We start from the raw sequence: 17,682 nt of genomic DNA, 5'->3' as shown, positions 1-17,682 counted from the left end.
CGCCCCGCCGGGTGCGAGGCGGAAGCCGACGAATACCTCGTCGAAGATGAGCACGGTTCCCGCCGCGCGGCAGGTGTCGGCGAGGCGCGTGAGCCAGTCCGCATAGGCATCGCGATCGAAGCTCGCGCGACGGCCGGCGCTGTCCACCAGCTGCGAATCGCCCGGCGCCGCGCCGTTCGGGTGCATCGCCTGGAGCGGATTGACCAGCACGCAGGCGATGTCCCGCCGGCGGCGGAGCACGTCCAGCGTCCGCTCCGACATTTCCGCCAGCGTCAGCGTGCCGTCTGCCGGGACCGGGTTGCCGATCCCCGGCTGCACGTCGCCCCACCAGCCGTGATAAGCGCCGGCGAACCGCACGATGCGCCGGCGCCCGGTGTGATAGCGCGCGAGGCGAACCGCCTGCATCACCGCTTCCGTGCCGGACATGTGGAACGACACTTCGTCCATCCCCGTCAGCGCGCGCAGGCGGCGGACATTGTCGGCGACGAGCGGATGATAATGGCCGAGCACCGGGCCCAGCGCCTCGACGGCGGCCGCGCCCTCGCGGATCATGTCCTTATAGGCGTCATAACCGAGCAGGTTGACGCCATAGGAGCCGCTCAGGTCGATCAGGCGATTGCCGTCGAGATCATGGAGCAATGGCCCTTCCGAGCGCGCCAGGAATGCGCCCGTGGGCAGCGCCTGGCGGACGTGCTCGCTGAACTGGAACGGCACACGGTAGCGGCCGGTGAACTTGAGGTCGGACAGGCCCTCGCGCGTTTCCTTCGTCAGCGCGATGGTGCGGGCGAAGCGCTCGTTCCACGCCGTCGCGAGCCGATCAAATGCGGCGCGGCGCCGCTCGGCCACATCGGCCGGCGCGTCGTCGGCGCGATAGAAGCGATCAGCGGCATAACCGTAAAACGGGATCTGGCCGGCGATGCGCTTGGCCAGGCGGACATGGCCGGCGAGACCGGGATGCTTGGCGCGCGACAGGCGGAGCCGCTCGCGGCCCTTGGTAGCAGCGGCAAGGCCGGCACCGGCCGCGGCAATCGACAGGAGAAACGAAGCCATGCCCCCTGTGAGCTTATTGCGGTGACACGGCCGTGACAGGAACATCCGGCCCGCGCGGCCTGATGCGCGTCCTGATGCAGGAAGACGTGAACTTCCTGCTCACCAACCGGCTGCCGCGACGCCTGGCGACGCGCGTCGTCGGGCGAATCGCGCGCGTGCGGCACCCGGTGGTGCGCGCGCCGGCGATCGCCTTGTGGCGATGGTTCGGGCAGGTGGATCTGTCGGATGCGGCAACGACGCGCTTTGCCACCCTGCGCGACGGCTTCACCCGCGCGCTTCGCCCCGGCGCGCGGCTGTTCGACCCCGACCCCGATGTCATCGCCAGCCCCTGCGACGCGATCGTCGGCGCGCATGGCCGCGTGGTGGCGGGTCGGGTGCATCAGGTGAAGGGCTTCCCCTATCGGCTTGCCGATCTGGTGCCCGATCCGGTGCTGGCCGAACGGTATCGCGACGGCAGTTTCGTGACGCTGAGGCTGACGGCGGGCATGTATCACCGCTTCCACGCGCCGCACGATCTGGTGGTGGAGGGAGTCACATATCTGTCGGGTGACTGCTGGAACGTGAATCCGATCGCCTTGAAGCGCGTCGAGCGGCTGTTCTGCCGAAACGAGCGCGCGGTGATCGAAGCGCGGTTGGCAAACGGCACGCCGCTGCTGCTGGTGCCGGTGGCAGCGATCCTGGTCGCGAGCATCCGTCTCACCTTTCTCGACACGGTACGGACCGTGCGCGATCTCGGCCCGGCGCGCGTCCGCTGCGCGGCGCCGCTGGCGAAGGGCGAGGAGATGGGCTGGTTCGAGCACGGATCGACGATCATCGTCTTTCTGCCCGCTGGCGTGCCGCTGGCGCCGGGTCTGTCGGAAGGTCAGGCGATCCGCGCAGGCGAGGCGCTGGCGCGGCTCGGGTGAGGCGGGGCGTTGCCGAGTGCGCGTCCGCGACCGAGGGCGGCGCGCTGCCGCGCGTTCCGGTAGTGATTTTCGGAAGGGCGCGGTGAGCCGCATCAACCCGCCGCGACGCTGTCGCGGCTATGGGAAGAAAATGGTGCCCAGAAGAGGACTCGAAGTGCTGGTGCGCCCTTGCTCGCCGCTGGCCGCAATGAGCCGATATACGTCTGATCTTGTTGTTTAATTAGCAATTCTCCGTCCGCGCTTGTGCGTTGACGTTCGGCGCGTTCCGACCTACAATGAGGGAACGATTGGGGTGTTGATTTGACAAAGCTGACAGCCGTGTACGTTAAGAACGCTAAGCCGGGCCGGCATGCTGACGGCAAGGGTCTGTATCTGCTCGTCAAGCCAAAGCCGGGCAAGCTGGACGAGGGTGGTGCCAAGTCGTGGCTGCTCCGCGTTCAGGTGGACGGCAAGCGCCGCGACATCGGGCTCGGCAGTTTCATTGAGGCTCGAAAGAATTCCCTCACCGACACCTCGGCTACGATTTCAATTCCCTTGCTGCACCGGAAGATGCTCACGCTTGGCGAGGCGCGCGAAAAGGCGGCCCTGCTTCGTGCGGCGGCGAAGGCCGGCCTTGATCCCGTCGCCGAGCGCGACAAGGAGCGTCGGTCTGTTCCCACCTTTCGGGTAGCGGCACAGGAGGCCCATAAGGTTTTGAAGGGTGGCCTGAGCGCCCGCGGCGGTGAGGTGTTCATCAAGTCGCTCGAAAATCATGCGTTCAAGGCGCTAGGCAATCAGGGCGTCGATAAGATCACAGCCGCCGACATAACTGCCGCACTCGCTCCGATCTGGACAACCAAACCAGACATGGCGAGGAAGGTGCGCCAGCGGATCGGCAAGGTGCTGAACTTCGCTCATAGTAAAGGGTGGCGCCCTATGGAGGCGCCGAGCAAATCGGTGAGCGCGGGCCTGCCGAGACAGCCGAAGGGCGGCAATTATCGCGCTATGCCCTATGCTGATGTGCCTGCATTCGTCGCCGAGTTGCAGGCTGACGTTGCGACGAGCGGGCGGCAGGCTTTGCTCCTCCAAATCTTCACCGCTGCGCGGCCCGGCGAGGTGCGTGCGGCGCGCTGGGGCCAAATCGACTTCACAAAGCGCAATTGGAACCGGCCGGCTGAGTTGATGAAAGGTTTTGGCGCTCCCCCACATACCTTAACGCTCAACGCCGCCGCGATTACGCTATTGCAACAGGTCAAGGGTAATCACGAACCCAAATCCGATGATCTGATTTTCCCTGGGAAAGCGGGCATGATCATGTCGGACATGACGATGAACAAAGTACTGCGAGCAGCCAAGCGGCCCTACGACGCGCATGGTTTTCGTAGCTCATTTCGTGATTGGGCGGCCGAAAACATGCCAGGCATACCCGATCCGGTTGCCGAGGCCGCGCTTGCCCATACCGTGTCGGACAAGGTCATTGCGGCTTACAAGCGTACCACCTTCATCGACATGCGCCGCGCGCTTCTAGAGGGTTGGGGACAGTTCCTAGCCTGTAGCAGTAAAGGTGTGTCCGAAGCTTAGCCGGAAGCGCTCACCCTACGCACCCTAGGGTGCAGTTATAAAGAAAAGTCCAGTAATATCAACGGTAGCACTGTTGAATCCGCCCGAGAGTCCGAGGCCTTCTGATGGCTATCTGCTCCCCGAAAACTGGCCCGATTCAGTTCTTTACTGCGCAGTTCCGGAGGCGGATGATGGCTATATGCTTTCCAGCCGGCACAAGCCCAGGCGCCGGGTCAATCTCGATGGTAATTTCGCCCGGCGAAAACATCCCGTCCGCGCCAGCTAGGATACGGTCTGGGACATCGAACTGCCCGGTTTTGATCTACGCATCCGCCCGACCGGCAGCGCCTTCTGGACCGTCCGCGTCCGGCACCGGGGCAAGCAGCGGCGGGCACCCCTCGGCCGGGTCGAGGACGTGGATGCCGTGCTGGCGCGCAATCAGGCGCGGCGCCTGCTCGCCGAGGTAGCGCTTGATGGCCTACCGAAGCGAGCGGTGGTGAAGGCCACGCCGTCGATGAACGACTATGTCGAGACGTGCTGGACCGACATCTCCGGCTACTGGAAGCCGTCCACAACCAAGCGGAACCGGGATGCGTGGCGCAAGGTCCTCGCCCCAGCCTTTTGTGAGATGCGGGTCGCCGACATCATGCCCGCAGACGTGGTCAGGTGGCGCGACGATTGCGCTGGCGATGCAGAAGCAAAGTTCAACCGGGCAGTTCCCGTGCTCGCCAGCCTGCTCAAGTATGCCGAAGCCCTACACCTGAGACGCAAGGGGTCGAACCCATGCCGCGGCCTTTCCCGCTATCGCCGCGAGCCGAAGGAGCGTTACCTCACGCCGCTGGAGTACCGGCGCCTTTCAGGCGCGCTACGTGAGGCGGAGGCAAGCTCTCCTGCTGAAGTCGCGATCATTTTCCTGCTGCTCTACACCGGCGCGCGTGTCGGCGAGATCCGCGACCTACAATGGGAGTGGGGCCGCCCGCCGCATCTGGCGCTACCCGACAGCAAGACGGGTCCGAAGACGATCTGGCTAATAGTCAGGCGCTCGCCATCCTGGATGCAGTACCCCGGTACGAAGATTGCGCGTTCGTGTTCCCAAACCCGAAGCGTACCTGTCCGCTCAAGCTGGACTTTTGGTGGACACGGCTCCGGCGGAGCTGCTCTATGCCGGACCTGCGCATCCACGATCTGCGGCACAGCTTCGCCTCGACCGCCATCATGGACAACTTGCCACTGGCGACGATCGGTAAGCTGCTTGGTCATCTGCTGCCCGAGACGACGGCGAAGTACGCCCACCTTTCCGATGACGTGATCGCGGACGCGGCGCAGCGCATCTCCGGCTCTCTCGCAGAAGCGATTGGGCTGCGCCACGGCGAGCGGCACGACGACCAAGAACGGCCGTCCAGGCCATTCTCCTCAAGGCCGCTGGCTATGCATCCGATTAAAGGTTCGATGCTCTAATTGGAGTGGCTCGCAATGGCTGGGGTTGGGACAAAGCTGTCGTTCCAGGCCAGCCACTTAAATGACGGCTCTCGCCGCGAGCCAACGCCGGAACCGCACAGCGGGCTTAGGGGCACCGCATTCTTGACGAGGCGATGCCTTCAACGACATAATAGCTGCGCGTTATCCGCCCGATCCGGAGACGATTTGCGCGCAAATCGCGGCACTTCAAAGACCATCCGGTATTCTCAGCGCGATGGCGGTCGCGACCCAATGATGCGACGGGATGGGGGACGATAGTATGGAATATTCCGACGCCTATCTGCGCGAATACCTGCCGCGCGAGAATCCACCGATGGAGCTGGTCCCCGGCGATGTCATCGATGAGGTCGAGCGCTGGGGTGACTTCCTCGGCGATGATCGCGGACTGATCGCGCGGTCGACCTTCTGGACCTACGCGATCTTCTCCGAGCTGGGCCTCGGTCGCTATCGATCCGAGCGTTTCTATGCCCGCATCTGGGGGGACGGGCCGTGGTTCACGCCGGTCGGGACAGACTTTAATATGAAGCAGGTTTCCTTCGGCCTTTTTGATAAGGACCGAGAAGAGGCCGGGATCGGGTTCACCATCGACGTTCCCCAGTGGGATGGGCCGGAATTTACGATCATCGACAGGCTCAGCTTTCCGCGCCTCGGCGGTGTGACCTTCCCCTTCGCGATCCGGCAGACCGAGATCGAGCATCATGTCGCGCATCCCAGCGGCGCGACCAGCGCCTGCTGGGCACAGTGCAGGACGACATCGCTCTGGGGCGTGCTTACCGCCGGCCATGCGGTCAACGGCAACCGCCCCGGCCGGGCCGTGCCGATGGCGTCGGGCAACACCGCCTCGCTCGGTCGATCCTACTTCCAGCCGGTCGATGCCGCCTTCGTTTTGACACCGGCACCGGGCCAGAAGCCGACGCCTCTTCCGGTCCTGAGCTTTGCGTCGATGGGACTGCCGGTCATCCTCGACTGTCAGTCTGGTTCTGTCTCCCGCACCGTCGTCGATGTGCAGAACAATTGCGGAGTTCTCAACACGCGCGAGATCGGCGTCACTCTCTGCCTCGACCAACCAGTCACCAAGGGAGATTCTGGCGCGCTCATTCGCGTCGCGAACGGCGATGCTGTCGGCCTCTATCGCGGTTTGATGAAGGCGCCAAGCGCGCCGACCGGCTTTCGCGGCCTCGCCCAGAATTTCGAGCAGGCGATCCTCGCCCTCGATGTTCTTCCCTACCTATAGAGAAGCACCCATGACTGAGGCCAAGCAGGATGAATTCGAGATCTCGATCTTTGTGCCCGAAGGCGACACGGCCGTGCCGCTGCCGACCGATCCATCGGTCGAGCATCATTCGATGCGAGATTGGGTGCCGGGTCTCGGCCGGGTCGCCAAGGTCGGTGCCGGGCAGGTCCAGGAGCAATGGACTCGCACCGTCGACACGCTCATGAAATTGAGTTCGACCGTTGCCGCCCGCTCGAACGAATGGTCGATCGAGGAGATCGAGGTCGGCCTGACCCTGAGCGCCAAGGGCGAGCTGTTGTTCATTGCCGAGGCGGGCGCGGAGGCGAGCATCAAATTCAAGCTCACCCGCAAGGGTGGGGCCGCGCCCGAGGCCCCTGCGCTCGCGGCTCCCGTGCCGCTGGCAAACTGAAGCCGATGGCGGCGGCGATGCCTGATCCGGGCAACGCGCTGCCTCTCTATCAGCAGGCGTTGGCAGCGGGCACAATCCCGCTGCAAACCTGCGGGCTCGACCGCCTGTTCATGGTCGTGGATCAACGTGCCGGAAAGACATGCCTCTCCTATAGGCGGGTTGCGGGGACGACGATAACCATGCTGGACATGTTCGCGCACAAGATCGAATGAACGGCAGGTTTCGGCATAAGCTGTCGTCCTCGGCCTATTCGCTGTACGGCTTGAGTTGGTCGGAAGCTGCCGGCAACCGCGTGGCCGGACAGACCCACAATCGGTCATTCAGCACCTTTGAGCCGCTCGTTGAAAGCGGACGCTCGTTCATAACCAACTTGGCGGCAGCTACGCGCCTCGTCCCGGCCATTCGACGGCGCTGCGCCAGTTCCCGTGAACTGCCGCTGGTATGCTGGCTGGAGCGGTGTCGCTGTCAAATTGAAAAGTAGAAGAACAGGCCGTGATAAGGATGTTGCTGCTCCCCCTCTCGTTGATGATGCCGGTTTCAGCCAACGCGCTCTGTGCTGTCGATGAGCAACGGCTTGGCGACCCGGAATGGGCCGCTGAGTATCTCGCCGAGAATGCCGACTTCTAAGGTCGCGTTAAGCGGTTGCCCGATGCCACAAGCCCGGAAGGCACTCATCAAGTGCTTAAGGTGCTTGTACCGGGTTCCACGGGCTACGAGTTGGTCTGGACGGTGGTGCTCGTCGCTTCGGCAGTCGGATGTTCTCATCATCATGGGCTCGTCGCCTCCTACGGTTGACGTGCCAGTGGGTAGTGAGATCTTCGTTGCGGTGGGCAGAAACGAGTATGGCCGCTGTTTCCGGGGCGATTGGTTAGACGCTGCGGCATTTACCGTGCAGCAAGCCGGTATATCGATGCGATAGGAGGCGCCTGTCCTATGCCCGCGAAGGCCTGAACGTAAACCTATAACATCTTGCTGCGGATCCATCCCCTCTCCATCCACTGAAGGAGGTCTCGTTCACTTCAATCAGCACGTTCACGTGACCGTGTTCCTGCATCCGCGACTGCTCCTGGTGTGTCGACACGCTCACTGCGGCGTCGGGAGGGTAGCGGCAAGAGCGAACCCCTGTTTACCGAGAGTGTCGAATGCGACCACGTTGATGAGCCACTCCCCCGCTTCGGCGTCGCTTATCCTCACCTGCTCGACGTTGTTGTTCCGGTCTGAGGTTTGATAGCCCAATTTGCGCAAACCCGCATTGCCTGCATGACGGGCTCCCGACGGAGAAACCACCAACAGGTCGAGCTGATGCTGGACGCCCGTGCCGGGGGGATCCGTCCATGCGAGGGTGACCGACAGGGGGCCCTGTAATGGCACCGAGATCCGCTTGCGCCATACGTCCGCTCCGGAGACCCCTGCACGAAGCGCTTCAGGTGCATCGTTCGACACGTCGGCGAAGCGCAGCTCGAAGTCGGCCTGCTCCTCCAGCGGCATCGCCAAGTCGAGGGCGAGCCGCCCAAAGCCCTGGTGGAAATTGGGGCAGCCGATCTGATCGTCCTCCCACACGTTTCCCGGCAGCCAACGGGCTCCGTTGATCAGTATCGCCTTCAGCAGCGCGGCCGAGGGACGATGCTGCCTCTCCTTGACTAGATACTCGCGCACCAGCGCTGCCGCTCCCGCGACCAGCGGCGCGGCCATGCTCGTGCCGGACATGAAATGATAGCGCGGATGTTCGGGGCAGGGATGCCGCGGAGCGCCGCTGTCGGCGCTCAGCGCCGCGGCAATCCCGACGCCTGGCGCAAGGATGTCCGGCTTCACCCGATCGTCCCGCGACGGGCCGCGGCTGGACAGGGCGGCGACGACCCCCGGATCCCCGGTGAGCGGAAGGTCGGCCATCTTCTTACGCTGCGGCGGACGCGCACCGTCATACTCGCGCCACTTCTGACCGGCATAGGGGCCGTCGGGGCGGGGGGAGCAGGTGGCGCCGACGGTGAGGCAATTCTTCGCCGCCGCCGGCGATCCGAGCGAGTAGAAGCGGTTGCGACCGATACCGTCATCCTCGTCGCCCTGGGCGCCCCAATTGCCTGCCGCGAGTACGACAAGCAGGTCGGGATGTTCGTAGACGAACCGGTCAAGTGCCGAAGCGTCCAGCGTGTATCGCCCGTCGGTGCTCGACCCCCAAGAGTAGTTCTGGATTCGAGCACCCGCCTCATAGGCCTCGCGGATCAGCGGCCCGATCCCCACACCAACCTGAAACTTGCCGTTCTCGTCGGCGATGCTTTGAAAATAGAGCCGCGCCTTCGGCGCCATACCGGCGAGCAGACCGCCGCTGGCCGCACCGTCACCGGCCGCTATCGAGGCGACATGGGTCCCGTGGGCGAACGGATCGCGTGCCGACAGCGGCGGCGTGCGCACCACCACCTGAAGCCGCCCGGCGAAGTCCGGATGAACGGCATCGATCCCCGAATCGGCGATGCCGATCGTTTCGCCCTCGCCCTGCCAGCGAAGGGCGGGCAGCGGCGGCTGCGTCTTGCCAGTCAAGGCGGCAACGGCATAGCAGAGCAATGGCTCGGGCGGGATGAACCGCTCTAGGAGCGCTACCTCCTGCATGCTGCCGAGCGCCAGAAGCAGGCTGCGCTCCGCCTCGCTGTCCGCCATGACGGAGAAGCGTACCCGATCCTCGCCGCGTTGCACCGCCTGTGCACGTCCATCTTCCCGGAGGAAGATTTCGAGTGCTGGAAGCCAGTCGTCGCGGTGGCAGCTCGCGTCGTACAGGCGTTCCTCATCCGCCACAGCCGACGGAGCGGCTGCCTTGCCTTCCTCTCCGGCATCTTCCCCGTATTCCGCGCCTTCATGCCGGGCGTCGACGCGCTTCAGCCTCGGCTCCGGCACGGGAGCATCGAGCGTCGCCGCTGCTCCATAGTCGTGGACGTCCCACCACTCGCTGCGCTCGCGCAGCTCCGCGACCCCCTCATCGTCGAGCTCGACCAGATAGGAGGAGGCGCCGAGCTTGCGCAGAACGGTCACGCCCGCACTCTCCAACCAACGGTGCTTCGCTTCGTCGAGAGGACCGTAGATCGTCAAAGCCTGGTGAACGAACCTCCCGCTGCTCTCGAGCCGAGCAGGTCCGGCAAGGCTCAAGAGCGCCTCGATCGCAGCCGCCTCATCCGTGCCTTCAGGAGAATGGGGCTCGGGCTCCTCGTTGAACACAAGATCGGTCTGCGAACGGAGCCGCTCCATCGCCGCCTCCGAGAGACGCGCCCAGATATAGGAACCAAAATCGGTCAGATCCTCGGCTTCGTGAAGCAACGCCCGCGCCCGGAGGCGCTCTTGCTCGTCGAGCACGAGGACCGAAATTCGCTTCATCGTCTATCCTTCCCGATAATAGCGGCGAAGACCGTCCGACCCTTTCAGGAATGCCGGCAGATGCGGAATGGAATCGAGCACCTCCCAGTATCCCTGGTCATCGACCACCGTCGGCTCGTCGAACGGCACCGAGTCGGGGAGCGTCACCTCGGCAAGGGGCTCGATCTCCCCGGGCTCCGGCTCCGGGCTTTGCATGTCCAGCTCTATCTCCAGCTCCGGACCGGCGGCGAAGGGCTCGAAGAAAGTGGTGTCGCGCGCGCCCGGCAGGTCGGCGAGCGCCCGGCGGAGCGCGTCGCCTGCGTCGGCGAAGCTGATATTGTTGAGCGGCGAGGAAGGATGTTCGAGGTTCAGCGCCTTTTCGCGCCCGCCGACGGTGATCGCCTCGAGCTTTGCCGCCGCGACTCCGCAAGCCTCCATGAGGTCGCGCTCGCCATGCCTAGGGTGTCCGGCGATGACGACTAGGCGGATCTCCCGCTCGGTGGCGTTGAGCAGGTTCTCATAAGGGTCGTCGCTCGTTCGCTCGACGACGATCAGGTCGGCATAATAGTCCGCCGCCAGCCGCCCCAGCCGATGTCCCCACCCGGCGATGTCCGCCGCCTCGCGCGTCACCGCCCGCGCGAGCTGCTCGGCGCCGAGATCGGCCCCTTCCGCCTCCGCCGTCAGCCGGGCGATCTTCATTTCCTCTAGCAGGTTGCGGCTGCCCGACGGAGTCCAGTCGCTGCCCAGCGCGAAGCGGACGCCGGAGCCGAGCAGTTCCTGGACTCGAAGCGTGCGGCCGTAGAGCGCGCTGTTGCTGAACGGCGACCAGACGACGCTTGCGCCGCCCGCCCCCAGTGCATTCAGATCCTGCGCCTGGAGGCCGAGGGAATGAACGCCGACCAGGTTCGCTCGGATCAGTCCGTCGTTCGCGAGCAGCGTAAACTGGGCGCGCGCGCGGGCATCGGTGCCTTCCGCAAGATGGAAAAAGTAGGGCGTTCCCGCATCGAGCGCTTTGCGCACCTTCGGCAGGTCATCGTCCCGGACGTCAGGGACCCGGTGCCGGATCGACATAAGGTCGGGATCGTCCGACCTTTCGAAATTGCGCACCAGGCCGCTGAAGGCGGGGCCGTTGCGATACTTGCTCACCATCCCCTGGCCGGAGGTCACCCCCCCGAGCATCAGCTTCACCTCGACGTAGCGGACGAGAGCGCGGATCAGGTCCTGCCGGCCGGCGACTATTTCCATCGGCATCGACACCAGCCGCTTATACTCCGGGTCGCGGAGCCACTGGCTGCGGTTAGAGCGCGCGGCTGCCGGCCACCACAGGCTCAATATGTTATAGGCGAGATGATTGTGGAGATCGGACAGGCCGGGATAGATGGCACCGCCGGTGTCGATCAGCGGAACCTGTTCGAAACCCGCCGGCGGGGCCGCATCCGCCGGCTGCACAGCAACGATCGAACCCCTGTCGAGATAGACAGCGCCGTCAGCGATCGGCGGGCCGGACATTGGCACCACGTGCCCCCGAAGCGCCAGCCGCCGCGCCAGCGGCGCGGCGTCGTCCAGCGCCACGATCTCTGAATCGGCACTTTCGCCGCGTTGCTCCCCACCAGTGCCGGTGAAGGCGTCGACGAGGCCCAGATGGGCTGCGCGCTCGGCGGCGGTATCTCCGGTCGCGCCGCCGTCGGCCAGGGGGAGGATGCCGGACTGATCGCCGAGCGGGCGAAGCTCCGCGCGGTAGCCGCACGTGCCGATGCTGTAGAGTGCGTTCTCGCAAAACTGGCACCCGCCGCGGGGCCGTCGCAGATGGCCAGTCTCGGGGTTCAGCTCCAGCCGCCCCGCCCTCGCCTCGGCCTCGAGGTGGCCGATCAGGCGCTCGCGCGCCGCCGCAAACTCCTCCGGACGCGCCGAGACGTGCGGGGAAAAAACGACCCGCGCCTCCAGTTCCTCGCCATCGGCCGCGCGACCGAAGCGCAGCCGAACCTCGCGCTCCATCAATTCGGAGAGCGGCTCTTGCGGCCTCGGGTCGCCCTTAGTGAAATGCGCCGACATGGCGGCGATGAAGGCGTTGGCGGTGGTCTGGCTGAAGATCATCACGACCCGCGGCAGGCTGTGCAGCATCTGACGCAGGAAGTAGCGCCTGTCCCTGAAGCACTCGCGAACGATCGATCGCGCCCGCGCCTCGCCCATCACCGGCATGTCCTGGACGGGTCGGGTCGTCCAGCGCGCCGAGCCGCAGGCGACCATGTTGGCATAGGCGAAATCCTCGCCGATCTGCAGCTGGTGGCCGGACCAGCCCATCCGCTCTCCAAGACCGTCGAGAAGGGATTGATAGCCGCGGTACATGGTCACGGATGACCGCTCCACCTCGATCGGCGACCCAGGCTCGATCAGTGGATCGCCGCTGCCGGGATTGTCGTCCCGATCGCCGAGCAGCGCCTGATATCGGCCCCTCGGGATCCGCAATTTGTCGGTGGTGCGCCACCGGAAATAATGGGCATATTGCAGGTAATCGTCGAAATAGGGGTGGATGGCGTTGCGCGAGGAGGCTGCCCATCCAGGCAGGTTGGGATTGATGCCGACTGCAAGGATGGGCGACTTGCGACATCCGCTCAGCATTTCCGGCACCACAGGGCGTTTGCCGATATAGACGCTATCGTGAACGATGCCATGGGGGGTGGGAGGGCCTTGTTCTTTGTAGTCGTAGCTGTGGTAAAGCCCCCACTCCGCGAAATGTCCGCAGGCGTGGGGCTCGGCTCCTGAATCATAGCTTCGGCGCATCGCCTGGCAGGGCATCACCTCGAAGGCGAGTTCGACTTCGACCGGAAGGTTCTTCGCCACCTGCGCCATGTCAGGCCACCATCGCCCAGACGGCAATGGCGCTGTTCACGCTCGTCCAATAGCCGTAGGTCTCGTAATACCAGACCGCCCAATGCGCCTGCATGTCGAGGCCGCGGCGAAGCTCCTTGGGAATGCCCGGCGTGTCGCGCGTCGGCAGCCGTCCGTTGATCTGCGGATCGGAGGCGTTGCGGATCACCAGCCAGTGCGGCGCATGCCCCCCCTCCTCCTTCAGCTTCTCGACGACCATGCCGAGGACGGCATCGCCCATCTCGACCCCGCTGCCCTCGTTCTCGAGACCGTTGGTCGACGTGCCGAACTCGAAGAAGTCGGTGGTCAGGATCGGATGAAATTCGGGAAAGTCGCGTCCGTCTATCTTCAAGTCGGGCCGGTTCGAGAAACCCGGCACCGGCTCGTCCGTCGGCCACTCATATTTCGTGTGCGGCGGCCCGAAAGCAGGCTCCACGAGCTTGGCGGCATGATGGGCGAGCAGGCCGCGGGCGGCGTCTAGCCGCTGCGTTGGTATTTCGAACTCTTCGCACCGATAGCCGTTATGAGCGAATCGCTCCTGAGCGAATTCCCGCTGCAGCCGGAACTTCGCGCCGCGCGTGATGACGACGTCGCCAAGCTCGTGCGGCGGGCATGGGAAGCCGTCCACCTCGACTTCCCGTTCGGGCGGGAAGGTCGCTCCGGCCGTTCCCACCGTTATCACCAGCTCCGGCTGAACTTCCTCGATCATCTGCCGGAACAGGTCCTTGACCGGGAGGGTGGCGCGCCCCTCGCCCGTCGCGATTCCGTCCTGGTTGAGGTGAAGCTCGGACTTGAAGCAGAGCAGCGAGCGGCTGTCGATGCGGGTGCGGAAGTAGGAGCCAAGGCGGCGGGCCTTGTGCGCCGGCGCTCCCGCCCGGATCTGCGGCACATAATGATCGGCAAAGCGGCGGGTGTACCGGGCCCAGCTGTTGCGCGGAAACCCAGGGGTAAGGACGTCGGCGAGCGCCTCATGCTCGGCGACCGTCCAGGTCACCACCAGCACATCGGCCCGCGGGAGCGGATCGTCCCCCGCCGGCATTTCTCCCGGACCCCAGGGCTGCGGCTCCGGCGCGAGGCCGGCCGGCCATGGAAGCCCGAGATCGACCAGCATCTCGACCGTCGGCTGCACCGCGTGCGGGCTCAGATCCCCGTCGCTGAGGCCGAACTCGATGATCCTGCGCGCGGGATCCTGCTGGATGGGCTGTGGCATTGGTTAATCTCCCTGAGGTTTGGGGAAACAGCGGATGTGAAGGTCGCGGAACGTGAAGCGGTTGGCGATGATCGGCTCGTGCTGCCGCGGATCGCCTTCCTTCTCCTGACGCCACCTCTTGGCGACGCAGCGCAAAAAGAGGGTGGCATTGAGCGATTCGTTGCGCGTGACGCCGACGCAAACCCAATCGCCGGGCGGGAGGCTCGCGCCGCCGGAGTCGCACGGCTGCTTGTAATAAGCCGCGAAATAGCCGCCGCGCCGTTCGAGCCGGAGCCGGGCGCTGCGGGGGCGGCGGCCGTCGCCGACCGGGCGCCCATATTGATTGTTGTCGTATTCGCTGCCGAGGTTCCAATTGATCCGGAACCCGTCATCTTCGTCGTGCTCGACTCCGACATAGGGCGGCGCGCCGTGCGGATCATAGAAACTGTCCTTGTGGCGGAAGCTGGTGGGAACCGAGCTGCGATGGGCGCCCGGATCGACGTTCAGCACCGCCATTTCGAGGGTGGTTGCCTGGCCTACTTCGGCGCCTTCGTAGCTCACCTCGGCCGCGAAATCGTCGACGATGCCGCGCACCGTGCCGACGCCCCCGCCCGAGTAGAAGGGCCATTCCTTGGCGAAGTTGATCAGGTCCCACTCCAGGCGCGAGAGGCGCCGAGTCACTGCATCGCCGCCGCCGCCGGGGAGCGGACCGTCATAGGGCGCGATATCTACGTGGACCCCATCATGCCACCGCACCACGGCGTAATGATTGGCCTTGGCATAGCCGAGCGCGAAGCGCTCGCGATCGACCTGATCGCCCGCGAAGCTTTCGCGGCTGTGATCATAGCCGCGCCGGAGCGGCTCGAGGTCGAGCGGCGAATCCACCGCCAGGCCCCATAGCCGGCCGCTGCCGCGAAGCTTTGCTGCCTGGTCCGCGGCCACCGGACCGGGCGCAATCGCGCAGACGCCGAGCTCTAGCGTGCCGGCCCTGACGAGCGCCTCCAGCCGCTCCGCCTGCGCCGTCCAGCCGGCGGACGAGTGGAGGCGATCGAGCGGCGCGATGGCAAGATCGGCTCCGGCCGGCGGATCGCCGTCGCCCTCGATCAGTAGTGCCCGCTGCGCTTCCGGAGCTTCGTCGGCCAGAAGCGCAAGCAGCGCATCCGAATCGCCTCCGAGGATCGCGCCCCGCAGGCGGCCGCGGTCGCGTAAGGCGGCGATTACGCCGCGGGCCGTCGCCGCCGTCGAGCCCTGGTCCGGGCCGCGCAGCAGGATAATCGTTGCGGCGTCCCGTGGCAGCCAGTCGAGGATGTCCTCCAACGTCTCAAGTTCGAGTCGCCGGCCGGGCACTGCCGGGTCGAAATAGCTGAAGTCACCGCCGTCGCCGCGCGGCCGGAAGGCGGCCGCGAAGTCGAGCAGCCGAAGGTCCGCGAGGCTGGTGTCGCTGATGCGGCCCGGCTGGCCGGTCATCGCCCCGTGCTCGTTCTGGTCGGCCAGGACCGGTACGCCCTCGAGAGTGGAGCGAACGGTTAGGAGGAGGGCGTCGGCACCGGCCGTATAGGCGCTGACGAGCGCCACCCGGCTGTTCGCCGGCGCGTGCGCCCTGGCCCCTGAATGACCCACGATCTTCATGCTTTCTCCTGACCCATCACCAAGCGACCGCCGGCGCCCCCATTGCTTCCAGCGCCTCATTGGCTTTCGCCAGCGGATTGCCGCGGGTGAGATAGCCGGTGGGGCCGGTGGTATTCGGATGACCGTGTCTTACCGCGCGGACGGCCGTTCCCCATCTGCCCTGCGCCTCGGCCATCGCCTGCGCTCCCGAGGAATCGAACAGGTTGCGGGCGAAGCCGCCCAGAAGCAGGAAGACGATCGGCTGACCGGCTTCGGCGGCGAGGGCGTGGAGCAGCCGGATCATCAACGGGCGCCACATCGCGATGTGGCACTTCTGCTCCTCGCCGCCGCCGGGCTCGAAGCGGGTGAGCGTAAGCCCGGCGTTGACGAACAGCACGCCATGCTCGCTCTGCAGCCGGTCGAAATAGTCTACCGGCTTTTCCATCGGCACCGAGCCATCGCGGATGGCGGCCCGAAGGTGCGGCCAATCGGCCGGGCTGCGGGCGAAATCCGGCCGGTTGTGGCGCAGCGACAGTGCCGACTGCAGCAGGCGCTGCAGGCTCACGGCGACAGCGCCGTCCCAATCCTCGAGGGCGCCGTCCTCAAACGCGCGGCCGGTCGCCCGCGTCACGCGCGGATAGGGATCCTGTCCGATCAGGACGACGGCGACCCGGCCCGGGTCGATGTCGTCAAAGGCGCGGAAGATGTGCGCGCCGTCGGGGGCCCCGGGGTTTAGGCGGCCGCGCCGCCCGGGGATCACCGGATAGTCGGGGTCGCTGACCAGCTCCGGCCGGATCGCCTCGAAGTCGGGCTCGGCGTCTTGGAAGAATTCCGCCCAGGCGGTGCTGAGGTCCGAGCGCCAGTCGCAAAGATAGGATTGCAGATGTTGGCGAAGCGGCGGCACCTTCAGCGGTCGTTCCCGCCGCCTTGCAGGCGGACGCAGGCGCGCTCTACCAACTTCATTCAACCACCTCCGGCGGGATGTCGAGGTCGAAGACCGTGACATCTTCATAGAAGCCATTCGCCGCGTCCCGCGAAATGCTCAGATGCGCCTCGTGCTGGAGAAAAGCGTCACGCGCCTCCCGATCCCGAAGGGTCATGACCACCCCGAACGACCAGTCGGCGGCGAACCGCGACTGGCTGTTGTTCGCGCCCGCCCATACGTCGAACACCCCGTCGATTTGCTTCGGCAGGTCGCGGAACCGACGTTCGATACGTTGGCGCTGTTCGTCGCTGGCGCCAGATGCAAGTTTGTAGAGGACGACGTGGAGCAAGCCCGATGCGGGATCCATCTCAGCCCTCCACCCGGGCGAACTCGATGACGGGAACCGCCTCTTTGGCAGCTCTCGGCTCAGGCTTGGGGATGCTGTCGCAGACCCGGTAGGCATTGGCGATCATCGTCAGCGACGGGTTGCTTGCGCCGGCGGTCGGCATGAATGCCGCATCGACGACGTAGAGGCCCGCGACCTGGTGCGATTGACAATGGTAGTCGAGCACCGACGTACCGCGATCGAGCCCGGCCCGCAGCGAGCCGTGATTGTGCCCATAGCCGGGGTTCGAAATGCTCTGGGCTCGGTTCACGCGCAGCACGCCTCCGGCATTGCCGACGATATCGGCGACTCGGGCGAGCGCATATTTGCTCAGCTCCACGTCATATTGATGGTGGCGGTAATAGCTCAGGGCGACGGGCTGGTCGTAGGCGTCGAGTCGCTCCGGACGGCCCTGCTTGCCGTCGGCGATCTCGATCCGGTTGTCGTAGAGCGACATCGCCTCGCCGGTGAAGGAGAAGGAAACGCCGCCGTTCTCGCGCAACTCCACCAGCCGGTCCTGGAGATGCTTGCCCCAAAGCCGGCCGGCCTTCGGATCGGGCGCCTCCTGCATCCCCGTCCGGTAGAGCGCCTTGAGCGGCGGATTGATGGTGATCGGATCGTAGATCGAGAATTTGCCGCCCTTGCTGATCGGCGCATGCGGGTCCTTGATGACGTAGAGATCGCGCAGCTGCAGGCTGCCCAGCGACGTGCTGGGCTGAAAGGGATAAGTCGGATCCATCGACCCCCAGAAG

General features: G+C 65.4%; 14 protein-coding genes and 1 pseudogene. 7 read left to right on the top strand and 8 right to left on the bottom strand.

Features of this window, described 5'->3' with window-relative positions; all coding sequences use genetic code 11:
* A partial coding sequence (locus AX702_RS07950) for an aminotransferase class III-fold pyridoxal phosphate-dependent enzyme (protein WP_156455403.1) occupies positions 1-1,050 on the bottom strand: 1,050 nt, incomplete at its 3' end.
* 32 nt (positions 1,051-1,082) lie between these two features.
* Between AX702_RS07950 and asd the strand changes: the two genes are divergently transcribed.
* The 7 genes and pseudogenes from asd (at position 1,083) to AX702_RS07920 (ending at position 6,828) form a co-directional block, all read left to right on the top strand.
* Positions 1,083-1,955, top strand: a complete 873-nt coding sequence (asd, locus tag AX702_RS07945) for an archaetidylserine decarboxylase (protein WP_231731776.1) — start codon at positions 1,083-1,085, stop codon at positions 1,953-1,955.
* A gap of 300 nt (positions 1,956-2,255) precedes the next feature.
* Positions 2,256-3,515 carry a tyrosine-type recombinase/integrase gene (locus tag AX702_RS07940; protein ID WP_066778318.1) on the top strand — a complete coding sequence of 420 codons (1,260 nt, stop codon included), beginning with the start codon at positions 2,256-2,258 and terminating at the stop codon, positions 3,513-3,515.
* 280 nt (positions 3,516-3,795) lie between these two features.
* Positions 3,796-3,909: pseudogene (locus AX702_RS22855) on the top strand (hypothetical protein); the annotation flags it as partial.
* 545 nt (positions 3,910-4,454) lie between these two features.
* A complete protein-coding gene (locus tag AX702_RS22850; RefSeq protein ID WP_231731775.1) occupies positions 4,455-4,952 on the top strand; it encodes a tyrosine-type recombinase/integrase in 498 nt (165 codons plus the stop codon).
* Positions 4,953-5,232: 280 nt separating this feature from the next.
* Positions 5,233-6,207: a hypothetical protein gene (locus tag AX702_RS07930; protein ID WP_066778316.1), complete on the top strand. Its 975-nt coding sequence runs from the start codon at positions 5,233-5,235 to the stop codon at positions 6,205-6,207.
* A gap of 10 nt (positions 6,208-6,217) precedes the next feature.
* A complete protein-coding gene (locus AX702_RS07925; protein WP_066778314.1) occupies positions 6,218-6,616 on the top strand; it encodes a Pepco domain-containing protein in 399 nt (132 codons plus the stop codon).
* Positions 6,617-6,633: 17 nt separating this feature from the next.
* Positions 6,634-6,828, top strand: coding sequence for a hypothetical protein (locus AX702_RS07920; protein WP_231731774.1), 195 nt, complete (start codon positions 6,634-6,636; stop codon positions 6,826-6,828).
* 871 nt (positions 6,829-7,699) lie between these two features.
* Here the strand turns inward: AX702_RS07920 and AX702_RS07915 are convergent.
* The 7 genes from AX702_RS07915 to AX702_RS07885 all read right to left on the bottom strand — a co-directional run.
* Positions 7,700-9,976 carry a S8 family serine peptidase gene (locus tag AX702_RS07915; protein WP_066778310.1) on the bottom strand — a complete coding sequence of 759 codons (2,277 nt, stop codon included), beginning with the start codon at positions 9,974-9,976 and terminating at the stop codon, positions 7,700-7,702.
* 3 nt (positions 9,977-9,979) lie between these two features.
* On the bottom strand, positions 9,980-12,805 hold the full coding sequence (locus AX702_RS07910; protein WP_066778308.1) for an amidohydrolase family protein: 2,826 nt from the start codon (positions 12,803-12,805) through the stop codon (positions 9,980-9,982).
* Position 12,806: 1 nt separating this feature from the next.
* Entirely contained in the window at positions 12,807-14,033 is a 1,227-nt protein-coding gene (locus AX702_RS07905) for a hypothetical protein (RefSeq protein WP_066778306.1), read from the bottom strand.
* 3 nt (positions 14,034-14,036) lie between these two features.
* Positions 14,037-15,641: a glycerophosphodiester phosphodiesterase family protein gene (locus tag AX702_RS07900; protein ID WP_066778305.1), complete on the bottom strand. Its 1,605-nt coding sequence runs from the start codon at positions 15,639-15,641 to the stop codon at positions 14,037-14,039.
* Positions 15,642-15,657: 16 nt separating this feature from the next.
* Positions 15,658-16,524 carry a hypothetical protein gene (locus AX702_RS07895; RefSeq protein WP_066778303.1) on the bottom strand — a complete coding sequence of 289 codons (867 nt, stop codon included), beginning with the start codon at positions 16,522-16,524 and terminating at the stop codon, positions 15,658-15,660.
* Positions 16,525-16,579: 55 nt separating this feature from the next.
* Positions 16,580-16,912 carry a Dabb family protein gene (locus AX702_RS07890; protein WP_066778301.1) on the bottom strand — a complete coding sequence of 111 codons (333 nt, stop codon included), beginning with the start codon at positions 16,910-16,912 and terminating at the stop codon, positions 16,580-16,582.
* 1 nt (position 16,913) lies between these two features.
* On the bottom strand, positions 16,914-17,682 hold a 769-nt coding region (locus tag AX702_RS07885; protein WP_231731773.1), incomplete at its 5' end, for a GMC family oxidoreductase.

The sequence above is a fragment of the Sphingomonas sp. CCH5-D11 genome (assembly GCF_001557395.1).
Lineage (GTDB): Bacteria > Pseudomonadota > Alphaproteobacteria > Sphingomonadales > Sphingomonadaceae > Sphingomonas.
The sequence above is the reverse complement of the archived record's forward strand: the minus strand, read 5'-3'. Positions and strand labels throughout refer to the sequence as shown.